Raw genomic sequence first — 23,331 nt, 5'->3', positions numbered from 1 at the left:
GGCTTGAAATTCCGCGCAACAGGCTTATGTGTAGGAATCGTGCGCAATTGCGAAGAGAATGCGCGCTGTACGCCGCTGCGGCGCAGACGACAACGCGGTGCGCACCGGGCGCACTGCACAGGGACAGATCCATGATTGATATCACCATTGAAAATTTTGAAGCCGAGGTGGTTGCCACTTCGATGGCGGTGCCCGTGCTGGTGGACTTCTGGGCCACATGGTGCGGCCCCTGCAAGACGCTGGTGCCCACGCTGGAGAAGCTGGAGGTCGAATACGCTGGCCGCTTCAAACTGGCCAAGGTGGATGTCGATGCCAACCAGCAGATCGCAGGCATGTTTGGCATTCGCAGCGTACCCACCTGTGTGCTGATGGTGGAAGGCAAGCCGGTAGATGGCTTTATGGGCGCGCAAACCGAAGGCCAGGTGCGCCAGTTCTTGGACAAGCACCTGCCCAGCGCCAACGAACTGGCCGCCGAGGCCGAGGTGGATGAGGCCGAGCAGTTGCTGCAGTCGGGAGACACCCAGGCTGCGCTGCAAAAACTGGCCGAAGCCCTGCAGGCCGACCCCAGCAACGACGATGCCCGCTTTGACTATGTGCGCCTGCTCATCACCACGGGCGATTACGAGCAAGCCGCAGACTTGCTGCACGAACCCCTCAAGCGCATTCCCAAGCCGCTGCAGTTTGATGCGCTGCAGCAGTGGCTGCAGTGCATGCGGTTTGTGCAGCAAGACGAGCGCGGCAACTGGGAGTGGGCGCAGTTCGACGCCGTGATTGCCCAGAACAAGCGCGACTTTGACACCCGCTTTGCCAAGGCCCAGGTGCTGGCAGCGGAAGGACAGTGGACGCACAGCATGGACGAATTGCTGGAAATTATCATGCGCGACAAGGCGTGGAACGACCAGGCCGCCCGCAAGCTGTTTGTCGCCATCTTGGAGCTGATTGCCCCCGCCAAACCCAAAAAGCAAGATGCGGTGCCCGGCAAAAGCGCGGGTGGCATTGAGTTGCTGGGCAAAAACACGGCCGAGCAAGATGAGATGACCGCATTGGTCAACAGCTACCGCCGCAAACTGAGCATGGCGCTGAATTGACGCCCCAGAGCGACTGAAGTGTTGTAAAGGAGCCCTTGTGGCTCCTTTTTCATGCGCCTTATGCTTGCCGCTCACTCAGAGAGGATGGCGATGGCTGCGGTACTACAACACGTGCAGGGTGTGATGTGGCTGGTCTTGGGGCTGGCGCTGGGGGCCATGCTGCTGTCGGTGCTGGTGCGCTCGGCGGCGTTCAAGGGTTGGTGGGGCGAATACAAGGTGCGGCGCTGGCTGGCGCAGGATTTGGATGCGCAGCACTACCACTGCGCGCACAACATCACCTTGCGGCGGCAAGACGGCAGCACCACCCAGATTGACCACGTGGTGATCTCACGCTATGGCGTGTTTGTGCTGGAGACCAAGCACCTGCGGGGCTGGATTTTTGGCGGCGAAAAACAGCGCACGTGGACACAAACCATCTACCGCCACCGCACGAGCTTTCCCAGCCCCTTGCACCAGAACTGGGGCCATATCAAGGCCTTGGAAGAGCTGTTGCAACTGCCGCTGCAGCACTTGCATTCGGTGGTGGTGTTCACGGGCGACTGCCAGTTCAAAACCGCCATGCCCGCCCATGTCACGCAGGGACGGGCGGTGACGGCGCTGATTGGCAGCTACCGCGAGGAGGTGCTGGACACCCATGCCGTGGCCCAGCTGGTGAGCGCCTTGTCGCACCAACGCTTGGAGCCCACGCGCCGCACGCACAAGGCGCATGTCGCGCAATTGCAGCAGCGCCACGCCCTGCCCCCGACCAGCACCGCGCGCCGCAAGGTCATGCCCAGCCAGCCACGGATGACACCCAAAGCCCCCGCTGTGCCGCGCCAGCCTGCACTGGCGCCAGCTAACTCGGCCGCCGCACCGCCACAGCCAGCGTTGGTGCCGCCCACGCTGGCCGCACCGCTGCTGGAGCCCGCGCCTTGCCCGGCCTGTGGCGGCCGCGTGGTGCGCCGCAGCTTGCCCGATAGCGCTGGCATGGCGCGTTATTTCTTGCGCTGTGAGCGTTTTCCGCATTGCCGCTTCTTGCAGCCAGAAGCGGTGGAGCAGGCCCCCAGCCCATAAGACGCGCGGCAAAAACAAGCCACCACCATGACTTGTTTTGATAGCTGCTCACGCTGATCTATCAAAGCGTTCAAGCATTTTTGAGTGTTTTTTTCCTCTGGATCATCACCTGTGGCGTGGCCATTCAGGTGGCGCACGCTGGGCCCCCTTGGGGGCGTGCAGGCGCGTTTTTGCGGGCCATCGCAATAGACCATCAGCCACGGCGCTCGCAACTCGTGCTCGCCATCGCAATGGCGGCGGTGTGTAGCCGCCCGCACCATCAGGTGGCTCAATGGTGCAGCGTGTGAGCCGGGGTAGGTGGGCTGCGGTGGCTGGCCTGGGTGAGTGTGCGTATGGGGATGCGCACATCCTGCGGAATCTCGCCGCTCAGTTGGAGGGCCAGGTAGCGCGTGCAGCACACCCGCAGGAACGAGGTGAAGTTGTCGACGGCCCCGCGCTCGGCCAGCAGCTCGTCATAGAGCTTGGTACACAGCTGGGGCACGCTGTAGCCGTCACGCGTGGCAATGTCTTGCAGCACCTGCCAGAACAGGTTTTCCAGCCGCAAACTGGTGGCGACGCCATGCAGGCGGATGGAACGGGCGCGGTGGGCCCAAAGTTGCGGATCCGCGCTGAGAAAGACTTGGCACATGGCGCACTCCCGGAAAAACCAACCGGGCCATGGTGTGGCCCGGTGCGGGTTGCGTCAAGCTGGTTTGTGCGCAGGCGCTTTCAAAAGCAATAGCTGTCAGCGCTTGCCAGCACTGCGCAAAATCCGAATTTCAATGTGAAATTTTGGTGCCAAGCAACGCCAGAAATTGCGCCATCCAGGCCGGGTGGGCGGGCCAGGCGGGGGCGCTGACCAGGTTGCCTTCGGTGTGGGCCTGGTCGACGGGAATGTCGGCATAGGTGCCACCGGCCAGCTCGACTTCGGCGCGGCAGGCGGGGTAGGCCGAGCAGGTGCGGCCCTTGAGCACGCCGGCGCCCGCCAGCAGTTGCGCGCCGTGGCAGACGGCGGCCACGGGCTTGTTGCTGTCAAAAAAGTGGCGCACTGCGGCGCGCACGCTTTCGTAGCCGCGCAGGTATTCGGGGCCGCGCCCGCCGGGGATGACCAGGGCGTCGTACTGCTCGGGCTTCACGTCGGCAAAGGTGGCGTTGAGCGTGAAGTTGTGGCCGGGCTTTTCGCTGTAGGTTTGCGCGCCCTCGAAGTCGTGGATGGCGGTTTTGATCTGCTCACCCGCTTTTTTGTCGGGGCAGACCGCGTGCACGGTGTGGCCCACGGCCAGCAGCGTCTGAAAGGGAACCATGGTTTCATAGTCCTCGCAGTAGTCGCCGCAAATCATCAAAATTTTCTTGCCTGCCATGGTGGTCTCCGGTGGATGGGGGGATGGCCCGTTCGGTGCGGGCTGCCTCCATGGTAAGAAAGCGCGGCGGGCGTGGGTGTTAACCGCTTACTACGTGGCTCCAGCGGCGCTGGGCCAGGGCTGTATAAACAAGAGCGGATGGCGCTTGCAAAATGGTGCTTTCTGCATCTTTTGTGTTTGAAGTGCAGTCTGCGTAAGCGCAGGTAGCTATGGTTTATTTCAGGTGCGCCAGCAGATCCTGGGTGTGCGGCGTGGGTTCGGGCACGCTGTAGATGCTGGGGTCGGCCTGAATCAGGCGTGTATCAAAGCGCTGGCCGGCCAGGTAGTCACGCACGGACTGCAGCACTACGGGGCTGCGGTGCAGGTGGGCAGTGGCTTGCAGCTCTTCCAGCGTGAGCCACACGGTGCGCACAATGCCTTCGTCCAGTGCGCGGTGCGCATGGTGCTGGCCCAGGTCGCCGGTAAAGGCAAAGCGCATGTAGGTGATGTCGGAGCCGGTGCGGGTGCGGATGAACCGGTTCATGTAAATGCCGACCACGGCCGTGGGTACGAAGCTGTAGGCGGTCTCTTCCAGCACTTCGCGGGCGCAGGCCTGCAAAGGGGTTTCCGCAGGGTCCAGGTGACCGGCGGGGGTGTTCAGGCGCAAGCCGTCAGCGGTATTTTCTTCCACCAGCAAAAAACGCTGGTCGCGTTCAATAACGGCAGAGACGGTGACGTTCGGTTTCCATCGGTTGGGCATGCGCGCATTATCGCGACGCTGGAGGCGCCGCTTGTCAGTCAGCACCGCAACTATCAGAAATTAGAGCGCTGCTGTCATGTACAGCGCACCATCACCGTAGGTTTCAAGGTGCATGGACTGTTGTGCATCCAGCACGGGGCATACAGAAAAACCTTGACGTTCCCAGTAGGTCTGGGAGCCCTGCACGGAAACCAGTGCCGCGTGGCGCAGTCCCTGCTGGCGCGCTTGGTGCATCAGGTGTTGCACCAGATAACGGGCCACGCCTTGGCCCGACAGCTCGGGCAGCACCGACATATCGTGCAGGTACAGCACGGGATCGCCCGCCGTGGCCGGGGTGAAGTGGCCATCCAGCGGCGTTATCTTGCCGAGGGTGGACCAGTAGGCCGCGAGATACGCCTGGAGTGTGTGCTCCCCGGCGCGCACCACACCAACCGAGCAGTGGTGCGGCGCCGTCAGGCGCTGGCTAAATACTTCACGGCTTTCAAGGAACGCGTTGCCGTAGCAAATGGTTTGGATGTGCAGCAGGCTGTCAACATCGTGCGCATTCAGGGGGCGCAGCACCCAGGGTGAGGGCAAGGCAGACACAGTCATGCCCGCCATTATCCAAGGCAGTCCTCCAGCGCAGGCTCGGGCGCCTCGTCTCGCCAACGGGTGCGAATGGTTTCTAGCTCCGCACGCAGCGTGAGAAAGACGGGTACCAAATCGGGGTCAAAGTGTCTGCCGGACTGGGCCTGAAGGTGTGCCATGGCGTCATCCACCGACCAAGCGTGTTTGTAGGGACGCTCGGAGGTCAGGGCATCAAATACGTCGGCAATCGCCACGATGCGTGCCGCCAGCGGAATTTCCAGCCCCCGCAGGCCAGCGGGGTAGCCTGTGCCATCCCATTTTTCATGGTGGGTCAGGGCAATGCTGCGTGCCAGCTGCAAGATGCCGCTGTCGTGCTCGCCAATGATGGCGGCGCCAATCGCCGCGTGCTGGCGCATGGTGTGCCATTCGGCCTCGGTAAGCGGGCCAGGTTTGAGCAGCACGGCATCGGGAATGCCAATCTTGCCCACATCGTGCATGGGTGCCGCGTGCAGCAAGTCCTCAGCCCATTCGGGCGAACAGCCAATCGCCAGCGCCAACGCCTGGGCGAAGTGGCTCATGCGCAGCACATGCATGCCGGTTTCGTTGTCTTTGTACTCGGCGGCACGGCCCAGGCGCTGCACGATCTCCAGCCGCGACTGGCGCAGGGCCTCGGTTCTGACCAGCGACAGGTGCGTGCGTACGCGTGCCCGCACGATGGGTGCGCGCACGGGTTTGGTGATGTAGTCCACACCACCGGCCTCAAAGCCCTCGGTTTCATCGCCCGTTTCGGACAGGGCCGAGACAAAAATCACCGGAATGTCCTGGGTCTGTGGGTGGGCCTTGAGCTGGCGGCAGACGTCATAGCCACTGAGGGTAGGCATCATGATGTCCAGCAAGATCAGGTCGGGTTTTTGCAGCTTCACCAGCTGCAGGGCTTTGGGGCCATCGGTGGCAAATTGCAAGCGATAGTCGTCGGCCAGAATTTGGCGCAGCACATGCAAATTGGTGGGCTCATCGTCCACCAACAGCAGGCGTGGCCTACGGTCTTCATGGCTGGGCAACATCGGGAACATTCCTTGGGTCAAAAGTGGTAAGAGAAGCCAGCAGCAACTGCACATGGTGCAGCGCTTGGTCAAGGTCAAACAGATCCAGTGCCGCTTGCAGCGGGGCCGTCTGCAAGGCTGGCAGCCATTGGTCCAGGCGCTGCAGTGATGCGCTGTCAATTTCGCCGTTCTGAAGCGACTTGGCCATGGCCTGCAATGCAGCCTGCAGTTGCACCACTTCCGCTGTGGCCAAGGCCGCATGCGACAGGGGCGGTGAGGGAAAAGCGCTGGGGTGTGCGGCTGCGCTGAAACTGGCTTCGGTGGCGCGCAACAAGGCCTCCACCTGGGCCAGTGCCGAGCCTAAGGCCGGCAACTGCTGGTCAAACGCGGCCGCATCGTGGTTGTGGGCTGCGTTTTCCAGCGCGGTTAGCACCGCATGCAGTTGCGGCAGCGCCAAATTGCCAGCGGCACCCCGCATGCGATGCACGATGGCCGCCGCCGTGGCCGCATCGTTGTGTAGCACCAAGGTGCGCAGCTCTTGCATGCGGTTGTGCTGCTCTGCCATAAAGCGGACCCACGCCGCACGCAGCGCGGCCTGGCCCCCCCACAGCTGGATGCCGGTGTGCCAGTCGGCCACACTGCCATCCAGGGGCAACGGTAGCTCGGCAGGCAAGGGCGTGGCTGCGGCAGCGGCAGTGCTGGCCGGGGCGCGCTGCAGCACACGGGCGATTTCCAGCATCAGTTGGTGGGGCTCCAGCGGCTTGGCTGCAAAGCCGTTCATGCCTGCTGCGTCAGAGGCCATGCGGTCTTGCGCCAGCACGCTGGCAGACAGGGCGATGATGGGAATGGCGGCGGTGCCGGTGTCCGCTTCCCATGCACGAATGGCACGCGCGGCTTCCATGCCATCCATGTGTGGCATCTGCAAATCCATCAAGATCAGATCGAAGGGCTGGGTCTGGCGCATGCGCACGGCTTCCTGGCCGTCGGGGGCCAGATGCACGGTGTGGCCGTGGCGGCGCAGCACCAGTTGCAGCAGCTCCAGGTTCTGAGGCACGTCATCGACCGCCAAAATTTGCAGGGGGGGCAAGAGCGTGGGCTCGACCGCGGCGACGTTGTGTGGCGCCTGGCCTTGCGGCAGCGGCAGTTGCACATGAAATTCCGTGCCTTGGCCCGGGGTGCTGCGGATGTGGATATCGCCGCCCATCACCTGCGCCAATTGGCGCGAGATGGTGGTACCCAGCCCCGTGCCGCCAAAACGCCGCGTGGTGGATGCATCGGCTTGCGCAAAAGGCGCAAAAATGTGTTCGATTTTGTCGGCAGCAATCCCGATGCCTGTGTCTTGGATGCGCAGGTGCAGCGTGCCTTGGCCGTAGCCCACCTCCAGGCGCACATGGCCACGCTCGGTGAACTTGACGGCATTGCCCATCAGGTTGGTCACGATTTGCTGGATGCGCAGCGCGTCACCTTGCAGATAGCGCGGCACTTCGCGGTGTATGTGCAGCAGCAGTTGCAGGCCTTTTTTCTCGGCCTGAATGCGCTGTGCACCAATCACCAGATTGCAGACGTCGGTCACCGAGAAATCCGTAATCTCCAGGTCGACGGCGCCTTTGTCCAGCTTGGCGGTGTCCAGAATGTCGTTGAGCAGGCGCAGCATGGAACGTGCCGAGCGGTACACCGTGTCCACATAGCGTTGCTGGGTGGGGCGCAAGGGCGTGTCCAGCAGCGCTTCTGAAAAACCAATGATGGCATTCATGGGCGTGCGGATTTCGTGGCTCATATTGGCCAGAAATGTGCTGCGCGCCGCAGCGGCGGCTTCGGCTTTTTCTTTGGCTTGCAGCAAGGCGTCTGCCAGGGTTTTGCTGGCGGTGATGTCGCTCAGCAGCTGGGTGATGCGCAAGGTGGTGCCATTGGCATCCAAGATAGGACTGAAGGTGGTCTGCACCCAAAAAGCGCTGCCGCCTTTGCGCAGCGCCTGGCATTCAATGCTGGCAAAAGCGCCAGTCTGCAGCGTGCGCCATATGTGCGCTGCCTGCGCATGGAAGGTGGGGGTTTGGGGGTACAGCAGGCGGTAGTGCTGGCCTTGCACCTCATCCAGCGTGTAGCCAAACAGCTTCAAAAAGTTCTGGTTGGCGTGGAGCACATGCCCGTCCAGGCTGTACTCCACCACGGCCACGGCGCGGTTAATGGCCGCCACCGTACCTTCAAACTCGGCGTTGCGCGCTTTGGCTTCGGTGTGGTCAATCAAGACGCCATCGATCCACTGCACCTGGCCTTGAGCGTCGTAAACGCCGCGCCCACTTTCGGTGACCCAGCGAATGTCGCCATCGCGGTGGCGCAGGCGGTATTCGCAGGCGTAGGACACGCCCGCTTGCAGCGCCTCAGTGACCGCCTGGTGCAGTGCGGCAGTGTCGCTCTCCAGCAGCAGTTGCTCCATCGGCTGGGTGTGTGCCAGCAGTGCCTCCGCAGGCCAGCCCGTGAGTGCTTCGACCGGGGTGCTGAGAAACAGGGGCTGCCATGCCGGCTGTGCAACGCGGCGGAAGGTGACGCCGGGCATGTTGCTGATCAGGGTGCGGTGCTGCTCTTCACTGCGCAGCAGCGAAGATTCCATGGCTTTGCGCTGGCGCATGTCGGTCAAAAAGCCGACGAACAAGGGCTTGTCTGCTTGCGCCACCGGGCCGACAGCCAGGCGCACATCAATCAAGCTGCCGTCTTGGTGCAGGGCCTGCACTTCTCGGCCCGAGCCAATGACGTTGGTGTGGCCGGTGGCCAGATGGTGCCGCAGATAACCATCGTGTGCCTGGCGGTGGGGCGCGGGCATCAGAATGCTGACGTTGCGGCCCAGGATGTCTGCCGCTTTCCAGCCCAGCAATTGTTCGGCCGCAGGGTTGAAGGCCACGATGCTGCCATCGCCTTCAATCATGATGATGCCGTCCACCGCCGTGTCGACCACGGCACGCAATCGCGCCTCACTGCGGCGGATGTCCCAGAAAAGCTGGCGCCAGCGCAAAGCCATATTCAGCGCCAGCAGCGCAAAGCCCAGCAGCAGGCAAATGCTGGCGCCGATGGTCAACGGGGTCCAAGGGCTTTCGCGGGGCACGCTGCCTGCGGGGTCCAAGCCCACGGGCAGGTGGATGGCATCCATGGCGATGTAGTGCAGGCTGGCGGTGGCCAGCCCCATGACGCTGCCGCTGAGTAGCACCGTGGTGATAGCGCTCGCGCCAATCTCCTGCAAGCGGCAGTACACCGTGACGGAAAAAATCGCCAAGGCGATGCCCAGTGACAGCGCCAGCACCAGGCCCATGGGGGCGTAGTCCATGTAGTGCGTGGCCTCTGAAGCGCGCATGCCCCAAAAGTGCATGGCGGCCACGCCCAGGCCCAGCACCAGGCCGCTGAGCAGCACATCCCTGCAGCGCAGCGCGGGGCGCGTGAGGGTGTGCAGCACAAAGCCTGCGGTCAGCAGGCTCGGCAGCGCAGACAGCGCGCTGTGCAGCAGCGCAAAGCTGCCGGAGCCGCAGGGCGTGAACGCCTGCATGCCGATAAAGTGCATGGCCCACACGCCCGCACCCAGGCTGACAGTGCCCGCAGCCTGTGACAGGTGGCGGTAGCGGCCTTGCCGTGCAGCACCTGCCAGCCCCAGCGCCAGCATTGCGGTCAGCACCGACACGGCAATGCTGACGGCTACCAGGGTGGGGTTCATCCATGCCCACTGCATAGGCACGTAAGCGATGTCGTCAGAGAGAAAACGGATCCACATGGCAGCCAGCGTGAGCAAAGGAGGGGGCCGTATCTTGCCCTGCCAGCACGGCGCGTAGGACAAATCCTGCAACTTATCAAGACTGGGTCAAAAAATTTCACGCGGTGGCAGCGGATGTGGCAGATAGCTTGTCGTTATTCTTGGTATAGAGACTATCGAATTCAAATATTAATTGCTGCTAACTATCATTTGAGCTCATTCTTCCCTCCGTCACCCGCCATGTCCCACATCCATCATCTGCTGCACAAGAACGCAAGTGCACTGCGCAAAACTGGCAGTTATTACATCGTCCACGTTGTGGTGGCGGCAGGCGTTGCGTATGCCGTGACGGGCGACTGGCTGGCTGCGCTGACACTGAGCCTGCTAGAGCCCAGCGTTCAGGCGGTGGCGTACTTTGTGCATGACACCGCGTGGCTGCGCGTGCCGCTGCAGCGCTGGCGCACCTTGGCCAAAACGGCCAGCTACTACGCGGTGCACCTGGTGGTGGCGGCGGGTGTGGCGTATGCCGTGACGGGTGACTGGTGGATGGCCCTGACGCTGAGCCTGCTGGAGCCTACGGTGCAAATGCTGTTTTTCTTTGTGCACGAGAAGCTGTGGGAGCACAAGGCCCAGCGCGCCGTGCGCTCTGCCGCTGGATGTGCGTAAGCCCAAGGAGTCATGCATGACCTCCACAGCATGGAAGCGGTTTGGATCGTGGCTGCTGCAGCGGCTGGCAGGTATGGCGCCAAACCATCTCTAAAAATCTAAAAAAGTAGCTGCTGGCGCTGGTAATAGATAGCTTTTAAGACTAAAAGTATTGCAATTGCTTTTTAATAAAGCGCTGCATGCTCATAAAAAAATCCCCTTGCCCAGCAAGGCAAGGCAAGGGGATGGTTGGGCCGCTGGGCAGCAGGCTTAGTCCAGCGTGATCTTGGCGGTCTTGACCACTTCACGCCATTTCACGATTTCCTTGGACAGGAATTCGCTCGACGCCTGGGGGCTCAGGCCTGCGGGCAGCACGCCCACGGCGTCCAGCTTGGCCTTGACGTCTTCCTGCGGCAGGATCTTGGCAATCTCCTGGTACAGACGGTCAATGATGGGCTGGGGTGTGCCTGCAGGTACGGCGGCCATAAACCATGCATCGGCGGTGAAGCCCTTCAGGCCCGCTTCGTGCATGGTGGGCACTTCAGGCATGGCGGGCAGGCGGCTGTCATGGGCCACGGCCAGTGCACGCAGATTGCCTGCTTTGAGCTGGGCGTTGATGGTGACGGCGGTCAAAAAGCCGAAGTCCGTCTCCCCCGACACCAGCGACACCACCGATGGCGCGCTGCCCTTGTAAGGCACATGGGTCACCTTCACATTGGCTTGCATGGCGTACAGCTCGCTGCCCATGTGGTTGGGGCCGCCGGTGCCCGAGGAGGGGTAGTTCAGCTTGGCGGGGTTGGCCTTGGCCTTGGCTGTCAAATCGGCCAGCGACTTGAGCGGGCTGCTGGTGCCCACGGTCAGCACCAAGGGGCTGCGGCCCACCAGGCTCACGGGCACCAAGTCCTTCAGGGGCTGGTAAGGCAGCTTGGGGTACAGGCTGGTGGAAATCGCCATGCCACCCACGTCGGCCAACACCACGGTGTAACCATCAGGGGCCGACTTGGCCACGCGGTCCACACCGATGGTGCCGTTCGCGCCAGGCTTGTTTTCGACGATCACATTCGCCTTCATGCCTTCGCTCAGCTTTTGTGCCAGCAAACGGCCCAAGATGTCGGTCGAGCCGCCTGGCGAGAAAGGAATCACCAGCGTGATGGGCTTGCTGGGGTAAGCGTCGGCGGCGTGGGCGCCGCCGCTGAGGCTGGCCGCAGCCAAAGTCACGGCGCCCAAAGTGGCGCGCCACATCGCAACAGAAGAATGTGCCGACTGCTTCATTAGATTCCCTAATCAATGTTTAGTAGTGTTAACGATGCCGAGCATAGCGGCTTCTATGCGGGTGCAGCGCTTGTAGGCTGTCGGTTTGCTGAATTTCGCGAACCACGATTGAGGTGCTCTGGGTTGAAGGTGTTTGACCCTAGGGAGCACCTGAGCACCCCCTGTTTTTGATAGCAACCACCTACAATGGCTCGATAAATTCCAAAGGTTGCACCGCAAAGATGGATTGGTGCAATCACCACTTTTGCGTCCTGGGAGACGAGACGATATGCCAGAGAACACCACCCCCGCCTTGCCCGATAAACGTGCACTGCTGCGCCAGTCTGCACTGGAATACCACGAGTTTCCCAAGCCCGGCAAGATTGCGATTGCTGCCACCAAGCCCATGGCCAACCAGCATGACTTGGCGCTGGCGTACTCGCCCGGCGTAGCGGCGCCTTGTGAAGAAATTGTCAAAGACCCAGCGGCCGCGTTCAAGTACACCAGCCGTGGCAACCTGGTGGGTGTGATCTCCAACGGCACCGCCGTGCTGGGCCTGGGCGACATCGGCGCGCTGGCTTCCAAGCCGGTCATGGAAGGCAAGGGCGTGCTGTTCAAGAAGTTCGCCGGCGTGGATGTGTTTGACATCGAAATCGATGAAAAAGACCCGCAAAAGCTGGTGGAAGTGATTGCCGCGCTGGAGCCCACCTTTGGCGCCATCAACTTGGAAGACATCAAAGCGCCCGAGTGCTTCTATGTTGAGCGCGAGTTGCGCAAACGCATGAACATTCCCGTCTTCCACGACGACCAGCACGGCACCGCCATCACCGTGGCTGCGGCCATGGTCAATGCGCTGAAAGTGGCGGGCAAAAACATTGCGGAGATCAAGCTGGTGGCTTCGGGCGCGGGTGCGGCTGCACTGGCGTGTTTGAACCTGCTGCTCAAAGTGGGCCTGAAGCGCGAGAACGTGTTTGTGACCGATATTGCTGGCGTGGTCTACGAAGGCCGCACCGAGCTGATGGACGAAGACAAAGCCCAGTTTGCGCAAAAGACAGACCTGCGTACCCTGAGCCAAGTGATCGAAGGCGCTGATGCGTTCTTGGGCCTGTCGGCGGGCAATGTGCTGAAAAAAGACATGGTCGCCAAGATGGCGGCCACGCCCATCATTTTTGCCCTGGCCAACCCCAACCCCGAAATCCTGCCGGAAGACGTGAAGGCTGTGCGCGACGATGCCATCATCGCCACCGGCCGCACGGACTACCCCAACCAGGTCAACAACGTTCTGTGCTTCCCCTACATCTTCCGTGGGGCCTTGGACTGCGGCGCCACCACCATCACGACCGAGATGGAAATTGCCGCCGTGCACGCCATCGCAGCACTGGCAGAGGCCGAGCAATCCGAAGAAGTTGCGGCCGCCTATGTGGGCCAGCCGCTGAGCTTTGGCCCGGAATACCTGATTCCCAAGCCGTTTGACCCGCGCTTGATGCTGATCGTGGCCCCAGCCGTGGCGCAAGCGGCTGCCCAGAGCGGTGTGGCCAAGCGCCCCATCCAAGACATGGATGCGTACCGCGAGCACCTGAAGACCTTTGTGTATGCCTCGGGCACCGTGATGAAGCCCATCTTTATGGTGGCCAAAAAGGCCGCCAAGAAGCGCGTGGCCTACTCCGAAGGGGAAGAAGAGCGCGTGCTGCGTGCCGTGCAGATCGTGGTGGATGAGCGCATTGCCCGCCCCACCCTGATCGGCCGCCCCGCCGTGATTGCCCAGCGCATTGAAAAGTTTGGTCTTCGCCTGGAGCAAGGCAAAGACTACGATGTGGTGAATGTGGAAGACGACCCCCGCTACCGCGACTTCTGGCAAACCTACCACCGCATGACGGAGCGCAAGGGCATCACCGCTCCGATTGCCAAGATCGAAATGCGCCGCCGCCTGACGCTGATTGGCTCCATGCTTTTGCACAAGGGTGAAGTGGATGGACTGATCTGCGGTACCTGGCACAACACCCATATGCACCTGAACTACATCGACCAGGTGATTGGCAAGAAGGCGGGGGCGACGACGTACGCCTGCATGAATGGCTTGATGCTGCCCGAGCGCCAGGTGTTCCTGGTGGACACGCACGTGAACTACGACCCCACTGCAGAGCAACTGGCTGAGATCACCATGATGGCGGCCGAAGAGATGATGCGCTTTGGCATCAAGCCCAAGGTGGCGCTGCTGAGCCACTCCAACTTCGGCTCCAGCAACCAGCCCAGCGCTGTGAAGATGCGCACCACCCTGGAGCTGCTGCGCATTCAAGCGCCTTGGCTGGAAGTGGATGGCGAGATGCATGGCGACGTGGCGCTGGACGCCGAAGCGCGTGGCAAGTTGATGCCCAACAGCACCTTGAGTGGTGAAGCCAATCTGTTGGTGCTGCCCAACATGGACGCAGCCAACATCTCCTACAACCTGCTCAAGGAAGCTGCGGGTGGAGGTATTGCGATTGGCCCGGTGCTGCTGGGTGCAAGCCAGCCCGTGCATGTGCTGACCCCGAGCACCACGGTGCGTCGCATTGTGAATATGACGGCATTGACGGTTGCAGACGCCAACGTCGGTCGTTAATCCATGGCAGAAAAGGGCTGATTGCTGATGGCGATCAGCCCTTTGTTCTTGCAATTTGAATATCGCTGCGTCACACTTGCTCCTCGAATTTCTGGGCTGATCCGGAATTTCTGAAAGGTGTTGCGTGATGCGGAATGTAATCGTCCGTCCGGTATGTCGGGCGGCGGGTGCACTGGTGGTGGGGGTGGCACTGGCGGCAGCTGTTCCCGCACTGCAGGCTCGGGGGCCGTTGCCGACAGCGCTTCCCGAGGTGTCTTTGGCAGAGCTGCCTTCACAAGCGCGCACCACCTACCGGTTGATTTTCAAGGGTGGGCCTTTCCCTTACGACAAAGACGGCACCGTGTTTGGCAATCGCGAGCGCTTGTTGCCCAGCCACCCACGGGGCTACTACCGCGAATACACCGTCAAAACACCGTGGGCCCGAGATCGTGGGGCCCGGCGCATTGTGTGTGGCGGGGAGCCACCGACGCAGCCGCAAGCCTGTTACTACACCAGCGACCACTACAACAGTTTTCGGAAGATCCTGCCATGAGCGCTCTAGACCTGGAGGGGGGACTTCACCCCGCCATATTCGGGAACTTGTGGGGCAGCGCGCTCTCCATTACGCCTACGCTCCCCGGTTTGGGTGGGCAACTACGAGCTATAGAAAGAATTACGGAGATGGACACACCGTCTTGTCCCGAGCCCCAGCAGCTTTTGCGGGGTGTGCGCAGCAACATCGTGCAATCCATTCGTGCCTTCCGCATTGCGGATTTGCAGCAAGCGGCCCAAGCCACGGGCCAGCATTTTCTGTACGCGAATTTGGCCCATGCCCAAACCAAGCAAGATGCGCTGGATTTGATTGCGGTGCAGTTTCACTTTCCCGCACACTTTGGCAAAAACTTTGATGCCCTGTACGACTGCCTGACCGATCCCTTGCACAAGGCGGGGCCCCAGCCTGGCTTTGTGGTGGTGCTGGATCAGTTGCCGATTGCGCACAAGTTTGACAAAGAGGTGCGTGAGCAGTTCCTGGATTGCTTTCGCGATGCGGCGGACTACTGGGCCGAGCGCAAAATTGCTTTTCGCTGCTTTTACTCATTTTTGTAACTGCAGTCGCCACGTAAAAAGCGCCCATCAGGGCGCTTTTTTTATGGATCAAATATGGCATTAGCGCTTATGCAGCAAGCGCCAAAAGCTCTTATTTTTGATCAAGCTGCGCGGCCAAGGCTTCATATTCCGCCACGGGCACTTCTTCGGCGCGACGCTGCACGTCAAAGTTGCCTGCAAAGCCTTTCTCGTCCAGCCATTTGCCCAGCGTGTTGCGCAAAATCTTGCGGCGCTGACTAAAGGCCACCTGCACCAGCTCTTCCAGCAGCTTGGGGTTCAGCGCAGCGGGCTGTTCGCGCGGCACCATGCGCACCACGGCGCTGTTGACCTTGGGTGGTGGGTCAAAGCTCTCAGGCGGCACAAACAGCACGTTCTCCATGGCGTAGCGCCATTGCAGCATCACCGAAAGGCGCCCGTAGTCGGCGTTGCCTGCATCGGCCACCATGCGGTCAATCACCTCTTTTTGCAGCATGAAGTGCTGGTCTTGCACGACATCGACATGTTCCAGCAGGTGGAACAGGATGGGCGAAGAGATGTTGTAGGGCAGGTTGCCTGCGACGCGCAGTTTGGGCACGTTCAGGCTCTGGGCCAAGGCCGTGAAATCGACCTTGAGCACGTCCGACTCGATCACGTTGAGCTGGGGCTTGGTGCGCAGGCGCGCAGCCAAGTCACGATCCAGCTCAATCACGGTGAGGTGGCCGGTGCGTTCGACCAGGGGCTGTGTCAGCGCCATCAGGCCGGGGCCAATCTCAACCAGCGGTTGGCCGGGTTTGGGGTCAATCGCCTTGACGATGGAGTCGATGATGCCGTGGTCGGTCAGAAAGTTCTGGCCGAAACGTTTGCGGGGAATATGTTTCACGCGGAAAAATTATTGGGGTGGCTCGCGGTATTCCACATAGGCTTGTCCGCGCAATTCTTGCAGCCAGTTGGCATGGGCCTTCTCCAGCTTTTCTTCGCGCACCACGTCGCGCAGCATTTCGCGCTGCTCGCGTGGAGTCAATGTGGCTTGGCGGCGATCCACCAGTTGAATCAGGTGCACACCAAAGCGGGAAACCACGGGCTGGCTGACTTGGCCGGGTTGCAAGGCATTCAGGGCTTGCTCAAACTCTGGTACATAGCGGCCGGGGCCTGCCCAGCCCAAGTCTCCGCCCATTTTGGCACTGCCATCTTCGGAGTACTGGCGGGCCAAGTCTTCAAAGCTGGCTCCGCCTTCCAGACGCTGGCGCAGATCAGACAGGCGCTGAGCGGCTTCACGCTCCCCCAATTGTGGCGAAGTTCGCAGCAAGATGTGGCGTGCATGGTTTTGGGTGACCACGGCGGCCACGCCGCTGGCGCTCTTGTCAATCACTTTCAAGATGTGAAAGCCCGCAGCCGAGCGAATGGGCCCCACAATGCCGCCCACAGGGGTGGCACCTACGGACTCGACAAACAAGCTGGGGTAGCGGCTGGCAGGGCGCATGCCTAAAACGGCTTGCCCGCCGTCTGAAAAGCGTTTGGCAACGGCTGCAAAATCCGGTTCCGTGCGCGCAGCTTCCAGCGCTTGCTGTGCGCGGGCTTGCAGCTGTGCGACTTCAGCCTGACTGGCGCGCTCTGGCACGGCGATCAGGATGTGGCCCAGATTGATGGTGGCGCTGGCCATGTCGGTCTGACCGTTTTGGCGGCGCTGCTCGGCCATGTATTGGTCGATGTCGTGTTCGCTGACCTTGACGCGGCCATCGACTTCGCGGTTTTGCAGACGCTGCATCAGCAACTGGTTGCGGATCTCTTCGCGGAACGATTTCTCGGAAATGCCTTGCTGGGCCATTTCGCGACGCATGGCTTCCGGGCTCAAACCGTTTTGCTGTGCCATGTTTTGGATGGCCTGGTCTACCGCATAGTCGTCGGCTTTGATGCCGGTTTCTTTGGCGGTTTGGACCTGGGCTTTTTCTACAATCAAGCGCTCCAGCACTTCGCGGGCGAGCTCATCGCGGGGAGGGATTTGTTTGGCGCCTTGCGCTTGCATGGCTTGCAAGACCCGCTGCATGCGCGCCCGCACCTCGTTGTTGGTCACGGGCTCTGCATTGACCACCGCCACAATGTAGTCTGCCGAGCGCAGACCTTGGCTCGGCGCGGTCACCGCTGCAGGCTGGCTGGAAGTGGACAAAGCACGCGAGAGGGTTTTGTCGCCACCCTGGGCGCGCATGCCTTGTGCGTGGGCAGACCATGCCGAAAAGACGGCGGCACAAACCAGTCCTAGGGCGATATGGCGGGGCGAGGAAATCAAGTGGCGCATAAAAGGATTAGTCGTAATTGCTAAAGCGGCTGGGCACGGTGCGATTGCTATCTCGCAAGGGGCGGTAGCCAGGGACGAACTCTTGCAAGCTGCGCAGCGGATCTGCGCCCAGGCTCAAGCGAGAGAAGCCCACAAATTCGATTTGAAAGAGAAGGCGGGTGTTGGCGGCTTGGCGGCTGTTTTGCAGACGTTCCACCACTACGCGGCCAATCCAGCAGCAGCTGTCGTATTCAAAGCCCACGATGGCGTCGACCAGTTTTTTGTCCTGCATGCTGTAGTTCAGGCGCCCTACGCTGTACCAGCGCCCTGCACCAGTGGCTTCGCCAAAGGCATTCTTATTACCGCCGTTGAGGGGCCATTGCCAGCCAAAGTCCACCTGTTCGCTGCCCTGGTTGAGGATCGGCAGGCTGTTGGCGCGCTGATAGCGGTAAGCGGCGCTGAGGACCTTGTAAGGAGCGGGTGTGTAGCGCCCGCTGATGGAGGAGCGGGTGGTGCGCTGGATGTCCCGGTTGTATTGCACCAAGGCATCGGTGCTCCATTTCGAACTCCAGGTGATACCGCCGCCGACCAAAATGTCGGACCAGCCTTTTTCGCCCAAAATGTCATAGCCTAGGCCCACGCGCTGGTCTTGAAAGCGCAGCCGCTGCGCAACGCCCAAGCGCGCCACTTCAGAGCCGTCATCGGGCTTGAGGTAGCGGGTGGTCACCCCCAGGGTCAGCATGTTGTTGTCAGCGATGCGGTCGTGCCCGGTGTAGCTGTTTTCGTTGTAGATGGAGCCAAAGTTAAAGTCAGTGAGTGCGGTGTCATACAGCGGCACCATGCTTTGGTCACGGTAGGGCGTGTAGGTATAGAACGCACGTGGCTCCAGCGTTTGCAAGTAGCTGCGCCCCAGCAGTGCGGTATCACGTTCATACACCAATCCGCTGTCCAGGCTCAGCGTTGGAATGGCGAAAGACTTGGTGCGAGGGCGTGCGCTGGACAAATCATCAAACTGGTAGTTGCTGGCATGCAACTGCACCTTGGGCGTGATGAAACCACCAGGCAGCAAAAATGGCTTGCTGATCTGGCTCAGCACATAGCTGCGCTGTCCGTTATCGGGGCGTTTTTGCTGGTCCCAAGTATCGGCCTCAAAGCGCGTGGTTTCCGCCATCAGATTGACATCCCAACCCTGGGTTGCCCAGGATGTCGTGTCGTAGCGCCACTGTAGTTGTGGCATGCGGTTAAACGGTGGGGCGATGGGAGCATCTATGTCTTGCAAGACCTGCCACTTTTGCGCGTACAGCGAAACATAGTGTTTGCCGGAGCTCCACGACAGTTTCCCATCGCTGCTGAGCAAGCGTTGGTCGGAACTGCCGAAGCGACTGCCGTCTCCTGGCATCCGTGAAAAATCACGCCAGTAGTTGTCATCGCTGACGCGTTTGAGGTTCCACTGCAGGCCCAGATTGCCCACCGGGCTGTGCAGCGAGGTGACGTGGCGCCAGTTGTAGCCCCAGCGATCACGGTCCCGCAGTTTGTCATTGGGCATGTACAGGGTATCGAGCACCCCGGAGTAGGTGGGCTCCAGGTAGCGAAACTCGGTGCCCAGGCTAATGCCGCGTTTGGACATCAGCGTAGGTGTGATGGTGGCATCGCGATTGGGCGCAATGTTCCAGTAGTAAGGCTGGCTGTATTCCACACCACTGACGCTGTCGATGCCAATGGTGGGCGGCAGCAGACCCGATTTGCGTTTGTCCGACAGCGGAAAGCTGATGGCAGGCACCGGGAGGATGGGCACGCCTTTGAATTCCAGCGCTCCCCCATAGGCTACGCCGACATCTTCCACACGATCCAGCGTAATCCGATTGGCGCGGATCATCCAGTCAGGTTCCCAGCTGGCGCTGTCGTCACGCAGGCAGGTGGTGTAGGTGGCTTTGTAGATGACCGAGTTGTCGCGGTCGATAAATTCCACGCGCTCTGCGTCACCATGCCCCTGGGTTTCCAGAAACTGGTAGGTGGCATTGGTGAAGTCGCCCTGAAACGCATCCACTTGCAGCTTCAAGGCTGCGCCTTGGTAGACATTACCGCCGCGGTTGATGTGCACATTGCCTTCGGCGTTGACGGTGTCATCGGCCAGGGTGTACTCCACGCGGTCGGCGCGAATCACGGTGTCACCACGGCGCAATTCCGCGCCGCCTTCCAAAACGGCATTGATATCGGCCTGCCCGGAAATTTGCTCGGCTTTGATGTACGAGGGCAGCTGTTCGCGGGTTGCGGCGGGAATCAACTCTTGCAGCTGGCTGCTGGATTTCAGCTGCGGCGCGGGCAGCGCGGTGTCCCACAGGCTGGGCGCTGCGCTCTGTGCCTGCACGCTCCAAGCCGCCGTGGCGGCCCATGCCATTGCCAAGGACGCCGCCAGCGGACGCAGGCGGTACGAGGAAATTTGTGGGGGCAAAGAAAAAGCGTGTGGGCTCACAGGCGCATTCAATCAAGGCGGAGATAGAGGGCAAGCGCGGAGGGGATCCAGGCCGTTTGTAGAATCGGATTATCCATGAGCGCTCCTATCCTCCCCACATCTACCGTTGTTTGGGCCGATTCCGGCCGTCAAGCATTGTTTGAACAATGGCTGAGCAGCCTGACACAGCAGCATGCGCTGCGGCCGCAAAGTTTACGCGCTGCTTCGGCGGACGCAAGCTTTCGCCGTTACTTGCGCATTGATACCGACAGCGGCCACAGCCTGATTGTGATGGACGCGCCGCCCGACAAAGAAAACTGCCAGCCTTTTGTGCAGGTGCAGGCCTTGATGGCGCAGGCGGGGCTGCCCGTGCCTGAGGTGCTGGCGTGGGATGCGGCCAACGGCTTTATGTTGCTCACCGATATGGGCAGCCGCACGCTGATTGAAATCTTGAACCCCGAGCAGCCCCGCGCTGCCGAGCCGTGGTACCGCGAAGCGACGGACTTGCTGCTGCAGTGGCAACTGGCCTCCAAGCCCGGTGTGCTGCCGGTGTATGACGAGGCCTTGCTGCGCCGCGAGCTGCAATTGTTTCCAGACTGGTACATCGCCCAGCACCGCAAGGTCACGCTGGACGACAAGCAGCAAGCCGTGCTGGCCAAAGCGTTTGACGCCATCGTGGCGCACAACCTGTCAGCGCCCAGCGTCTATGTGCACCGCGACTTCATGGCGCGCAATCTGATGCTGCCCGCCCAAGAGGGCAAGGGGCTGTCCATCCTGGACTTTCAGGATGCGGTCTACGGCCCCATCACCTATGACATTGCCAGCCTGCTGCGCGACGCCTTCCTGACCTGGGAGGAGGATTTTGTCATCGACATTACCGTGCGTTACTGGGAAAAGGCGCGCAAGGCCGGGCTGGTGGGCGCCAAGAGCGCCAGCGGCTGGGGTGATGACTTTGGCGAGTTCTACCGCGCTGTGGAGTGGATGGGATTGCAGCGCCACCTGAAGGTGGCCGGCATTTTTGCGCGCCTGACGCTGCGCGATGGCAAGCCCAAATACCTGGCCGACACCCCGCGCTTTATCCACTACCTGCGCTCGACCTGCAGCCGCTACCGTGAATTGGGCCCGCTGCTGCGCTTGATTGACCAGATCGAAAACATCCAGCCTCAAGTAGGCTTCGCCTACGGGCGCATGTAAAACCATAGCTGCTAGCGCTTGTAAATACTTGGTTTCAGAATCAAAACAATCTGAAATCATTATTTGCTGTGCGCCAGCAGCTTCTTTTTTTAAGGCTGCCATGCCCCGTTTCTACTGCCCCCTTCCACTGTCTGCCGGTATCGACGTGGAGTTGCCTGCAGGAGCAGCCCGCCACGTGCAAGTGCTGCGCATGCAGCCCGGCGACACCATCACCTTGTTTGAGGGCCGCCAAGACGGCCCCGGCGGCGAATGGCAGGCCACCATCTTGCGCATGGGCCGCAGCGATGTGCAGGTGCGTGTGGACAGCCATGTGGCTGCAGACCGTGAGAATCTGCGCCCCGTGCACCTGCTGGCCGGCATTACCGCCAATGAGCGCATGGACTGGCTGGTCGAGAAAGCCACGGAACTGGGTGTGACCAGCATCACCCCGCTGCTGGCCGAGCGCAGTGTGCTCAAGCTCAAAGGCGAGCGCGGGGACAAAAAACGCGCGCATTGGCAGGCCGTGGCGGTGGCGGCCTGTGAGCAATGCGGGCGCAACCGCGTGCCGGTGATCCACGAAGCAGTCACGCTGGCGCAGTGGCTGCAGCCAGCGCCAGCACCGGGCCTGCGCGCGGTACTTTCCTTGGCGGCAGGCACCCAGCCGCTGCAGCAAGTGCTGGCGCCCGCAGAGGATGCGCAGCCAGTGTTCTTTCTGTCCGGCCCGGAAGGCGGCTTGACGGCCGCAGAAGAGGCGCTGGCACGGGGGTGTGGCTTTGTGCCGGTGACCTTGGGGCCACGCACCTTGCGTGCAGAAACGGCTCCTTTGGCAGCCTTGGTGTTGTCCACTTTGTAGGACAAGGCGCCGTCTTTAACTTTCGGTCGGGAGTGCTGCGGGAGGTAAACATTAGTTCACATTGCACAAGGAAAACCCTGGGGTTTGATTTTTAGACTCTGTCCAGAATCACGTAACCAAATATTACAAGTGACGCCCGGATGACAGAATCTGACGCCGCGTCCTCCAACCCCAAGGACATCAACTTGTGCACTCTCAGCCAGCGCGGCATAGATTGGCTGTTTTCCGCCGATCCTACGCTGCGCGTTCGCTCCAGTATGGCCATGTTGGCGGTGTTGCTCATGCTGGGCAGTGCGGGCGTCATGCTGTGGCTGGGCTACACCGGTTTGGCGCCGCTGCAGGCGATGGCGTGGTGGTCGGTGGTGGCGGTGGGTGGCCTGACGGTGATGGCGGCGCTGGTGCGGTGTGGCTGGAGCGCACGCTGGCGCGACCCCTCCATGACGTTCCAGCAAATTCTCTGGGCCATCACCTGCAGTGCGGTGGCCTATGTGCTGGCCGCGGAGGCGCGCGGCATCGTCCCGGGCCTGCTGGCTGTGACGATGCTGTTTGCCGCGCTCAATCTGCGCGCCAAGCAAATTGTGGCGGTGTCGCTGTATGCACTGGGCGCTTTTTCCTTGGCGGTGCTGTTCATCATCCAGCTCGACAACAGCACCGAGCCAGCCCTTGAAATTGCCTACGCGCTGGTGCTGGTGTTGATGCTGACGGGGTGCATGCTGCTCAGTTTGCGTCTGTACCAGCTGCGCGGGCGGCTGCGCAAACAACGGCAGGAGCTGGCAGCGGCGCTGGAGGAAAACCGTGAGCTGGCCTCGCGCGATGCGCTCACTGGGCTGATCAATCGCCGCCACATGCGCGAGCTGCTGGAGCTGGAGCAGCGCCGCTGCGTGCGGGGTGTGCGCACCATGCTGCTGGCTCAGATGGACATTGACCATTTCAAAAGCATCAATGACACCTATGGCCATGGCGTGGGCGACATGGCGTTGAAAGCGTTTGCGCAAACGGTGCGTGACAACATCCGCAACTCCGATGTGCTGGCGCGCTGGGGTGGCGAAGAGTTTGTGCTGCTGCTCAGCGATACCGATGTGGCGGGCGCCATGCTCACCCTGCAGCGGGTGCGTGCGGCGGTGGAGGGCACCACCATGCCCGATGCCCCCCCGGGCATGCAGATGACTGTCTCGATCGGTCTGGCCGAGCATATTGCGGGCGAGATGTTGGAAGTTACCCTCGATCGCGCCGACAAGGCCCTGTACAGCGCCAAGCGCGCGGGCCGCAATCAGGTGATGTTTGGCGAGCTTGCTGCGCCAGCAGGCTGGGTGCCCCGCCAAGCAGCGGCCTTGTGTGAGGAAGATGCTCTGTAAAAGTGAGCGTCTTGCGTTCAATTTATAAAGACTTCAAGGTTTTTAAGCCCTGAAAGCAAGAAAGCACCTGCGCAAGGTGCTTTCTTTTTTGATGTGGCAGGGG

At 61.2% G+C, this 23,331-nt stretch carries 19 protein-coding genes and 1 pseudogene; 10 read left to right on the top strand and 10 right to left on the bottom strand.

Annotation, left to right across the window (positions count from 1 at the left end; genetic code table 11):
* Positions 1-131: 131 nt before the first annotated feature.
* Both trxA and B3R00_RS08655 read left to right on the top strand, forming a co-directional pair.
* On the top strand, positions 132-1,088 hold the full coding sequence (gene trxA, locus B3R00_RS08660) for a thioredoxin (protein ID WP_286998662.1): 957 nt from the start codon (positions 132-134) through the stop codon (positions 1,086-1,088).
* A gap of 90 nt (positions 1,089-1,178) precedes the next feature.
* Positions 1,179-2,141, top strand: a complete 963-nt coding sequence (locus B3R00_RS08655) for a nuclease-related domain-containing protein (protein WP_286998661.1) — start codon at positions 1,179-1,181, stop codon at positions 2,139-2,141.
* A gap of 268 nt (positions 2,142-2,409) precedes the next feature.
* Here the strand turns inward: B3R00_RS08655 and B3R00_RS08650 are convergent, their stop codons facing one another.
* The 6 genes from B3R00_RS08650 to B3R00_RS08625 form a co-directional block, all read right to left on the bottom strand.
* Positions 2,410-2,769 carry a ribbon-helix-helix domain-containing protein gene (locus tag B3R00_RS08650; RefSeq protein WP_286998660.1) on the bottom strand — a complete coding sequence of 120 codons (360 nt, stop codon included), beginning with the start codon at positions 2,767-2,769 and terminating at the stop codon, positions 2,410-2,412.
* A gap of 130 nt (positions 2,770-2,899) precedes the next feature.
* The gene (locus tag B3R00_RS08645; protein WP_219163321.1) at positions 2,900-3,481 is read right to left on the bottom strand and encodes a DJ-1/PfpI family protein; all 582 of its coding nucleotides are present in this window, start codon (positions 3,479-3,481) and stop codon (positions 2,900-2,902) included.
* 214 nt (positions 3,482-3,695) lie between these two features.
* Entirely contained in the window at positions 3,696-4,220 is a 525-nt protein-coding gene (locus B3R00_RS08640) for an NUDIX hydrolase (protein WP_286998659.1), read from the bottom strand.
* A gap of 60 nt (positions 4,221-4,280) precedes the next feature.
* Positions 4,281-4,811, bottom strand: coding sequence for a GNAT family N-acetyltransferase (locus B3R00_RS08635; protein WP_286998658.1), 531 nt, complete (start codon positions 4,809-4,811; stop codon positions 4,281-4,283).
* Between the two features lie 8 nt (positions 4,812-4,819).
* On the bottom strand, positions 4,820-5,851 hold the full coding sequence (locus B3R00_RS08630; protein ID WP_286998657.1) for a response regulator: 1,032 nt from the start codon (positions 5,849-5,851) through the stop codon (positions 4,820-4,822).
* Complete coding sequence (locus B3R00_RS08625; protein ID WP_286998656.1) at positions 5,835-9,584, bottom strand: PAS domain S-box protein; 3,750 nt, start codon at positions 9,582-9,584, stop codon at positions 5,835-5,837. Before B3R00_RS08625 ends, B3R00_RS08630 begins: the two co-directional genes overlap by 17 nt.
* A gap of 219 nt (positions 9,585-9,803) precedes the next feature.
* On the opposite strand from B3R00_RS08625, the pseudogene B3R00_RS08620 reads away from it, so the two are divergent.
* Positions 9,804-10,004, top strand: a pseudogene (locus B3R00_RS08620) (DUF2061 domain-containing protein); the annotation flags it as partial.
* Positions 9,999-10,229 carry a DUF2061 domain-containing protein gene (locus B3R00_RS08615; protein ID WP_286998692.1) on the top strand — a complete coding sequence of 77 codons (231 nt, stop codon included), beginning with the start codon at positions 9,999-10,001 and terminating at the stop codon, positions 10,227-10,229. The pseudogene B3R00_RS08620 and the gene B3R00_RS08615, both read left to right, overlap by 6 nt.
* Before the next feature lie 249 nt (positions 10,230-10,478).
* Here B3R00_RS08615 and B3R00_RS08610 read toward each other — a convergent pair whose 3' ends face one another.
* Positions 10,479-11,450, bottom strand: coding sequence for a Bug family tripartite tricarboxylate transporter substrate binding protein (locus B3R00_RS08610; RefSeq protein WP_286998655.1), 972 nt, complete (start codon positions 11,448-11,450; stop codon positions 10,479-10,481).
* Between the two features lie 298 nt (positions 11,451-11,748).
* On the opposite strand from B3R00_RS08610, the gene B3R00_RS08605 reads away from it, so the two are divergent.
* The 3 genes from B3R00_RS08605 to B3R00_RS08595 all read left to right on the top strand — a co-directional run bounded on the left by B3R00_RS08605 (position 11,749) and on the right by B3R00_RS08595 (position 15,144).
* Positions 11,749-14,058 (top strand): NADP-dependent malic enzyme, encoded by a 2,310-nt coding sequence (locus B3R00_RS08605; protein WP_286998654.1) that lies wholly within the window; start codon positions 11,749-11,751, stop codon positions 14,056-14,058.
* Positions 14,059-14,185: 127 nt separating this feature from the next.
* Positions 14,186-14,590: a ribonuclease gene (locus B3R00_RS08600; protein WP_286998653.1), complete on the top strand. Its 405-nt coding sequence runs from the start codon at positions 14,186-14,188 to the stop codon at positions 14,588-14,590.
* 128 nt (positions 14,591-14,718) lie between these two features.
* Positions 14,719-15,144: a barstar family protein gene (locus tag B3R00_RS08595; RefSeq protein ID WP_219164868.1), complete on the top strand. Its 426-nt coding sequence runs from the start codon at positions 14,719-14,721 to the stop codon at positions 15,142-15,144.
* Positions 15,145-15,235: 91 nt separating this feature from the next.
* Here B3R00_RS08595 and rsmA read toward each other — a convergent pair whose 3' ends face one another.
* The 3 genes from rsmA to B3R00_RS08580 are packed head-to-tail and all read right to left on the bottom strand — an operon-like array spanning position 15,236 to position 19,793.
* Positions 15,236-16,003: a 16S rRNA (adenine(1518)-N(6)/adenine(1519)-N(6))-dimethyltransferase RsmA gene (gene rsmA / locus B3R00_RS08590; protein WP_286998652.1), complete on the bottom strand. Its 768-nt coding sequence runs from the start codon at positions 16,001-16,003 to the stop codon at positions 15,236-15,238.
* Between the two features lie 9 nt (positions 16,004-16,012).
* Complete coding sequence (locus B3R00_RS08585) at positions 16,013-17,416, bottom strand: peptidylprolyl isomerase (protein ID WP_286998651.1); 1,404 nt, start codon at positions 17,414-17,416, stop codon at positions 16,013-16,015.
* 7 nt (positions 17,417-17,423) lie between these two features.
* Complete coding sequence (locus B3R00_RS08580) at positions 17,424-19,793, bottom strand: LPS-assembly protein LptD (RefSeq protein WP_286998691.1); 2,370 nt, start codon at positions 19,791-19,793, stop codon at positions 17,424-17,426.
* 150 nt (positions 19,794-19,943) lie between these two features.
* Here B3R00_RS08580 and B3R00_RS08575 point away from each other — a divergent pair, with 150 nt between their 5' ends.
* From B3R00_RS08575 to B3R00_RS08565, 3 genes are all read left to right on the top strand, one after another.
* Positions 19,944-21,041: an aminoglycoside phosphotransferase family protein gene (locus B3R00_RS08575; protein ID WP_286998650.1), complete on the top strand. Its 1,098-nt coding sequence runs from the start codon at positions 19,944-19,946 to the stop codon at positions 21,039-21,041.
* Positions 21,042-21,141: 100 nt separating this feature from the next.
* Positions 21,142-21,873, top strand: a complete 732-nt coding sequence (locus B3R00_RS08570; protein WP_286998649.1) for a 16S rRNA (uracil(1498)-N(3))-methyltransferase — start codon at positions 21,142-21,144, stop codon at positions 21,871-21,873.
* A gap of 140 nt (positions 21,874-22,013) precedes the next feature.
* Positions 22,014-23,228: a GGDEF domain-containing protein gene (locus B3R00_RS08565; protein ID WP_286998648.1), complete on the top strand. Its 1,215-nt coding sequence runs from the start codon at positions 22,014-22,016 to the stop codon at positions 23,226-23,228.
* Positions 23,229-23,331: the final 103 nt, after the last annotated feature.

Source organism: Comamonas sp. UBA7840 (assembly GCF_002501455.1).
In the GTDB taxonomy this organism is placed as follows: Bacteria; Pseudomonadota; Gammaproteobacteria; order Burkholderiales; family Burkholderiaceae_C; genus Comamonas; species Comamonas jiangduensis.
This window is presented reverse-complemented; position numbering and strand designations above follow the sequence as displayed.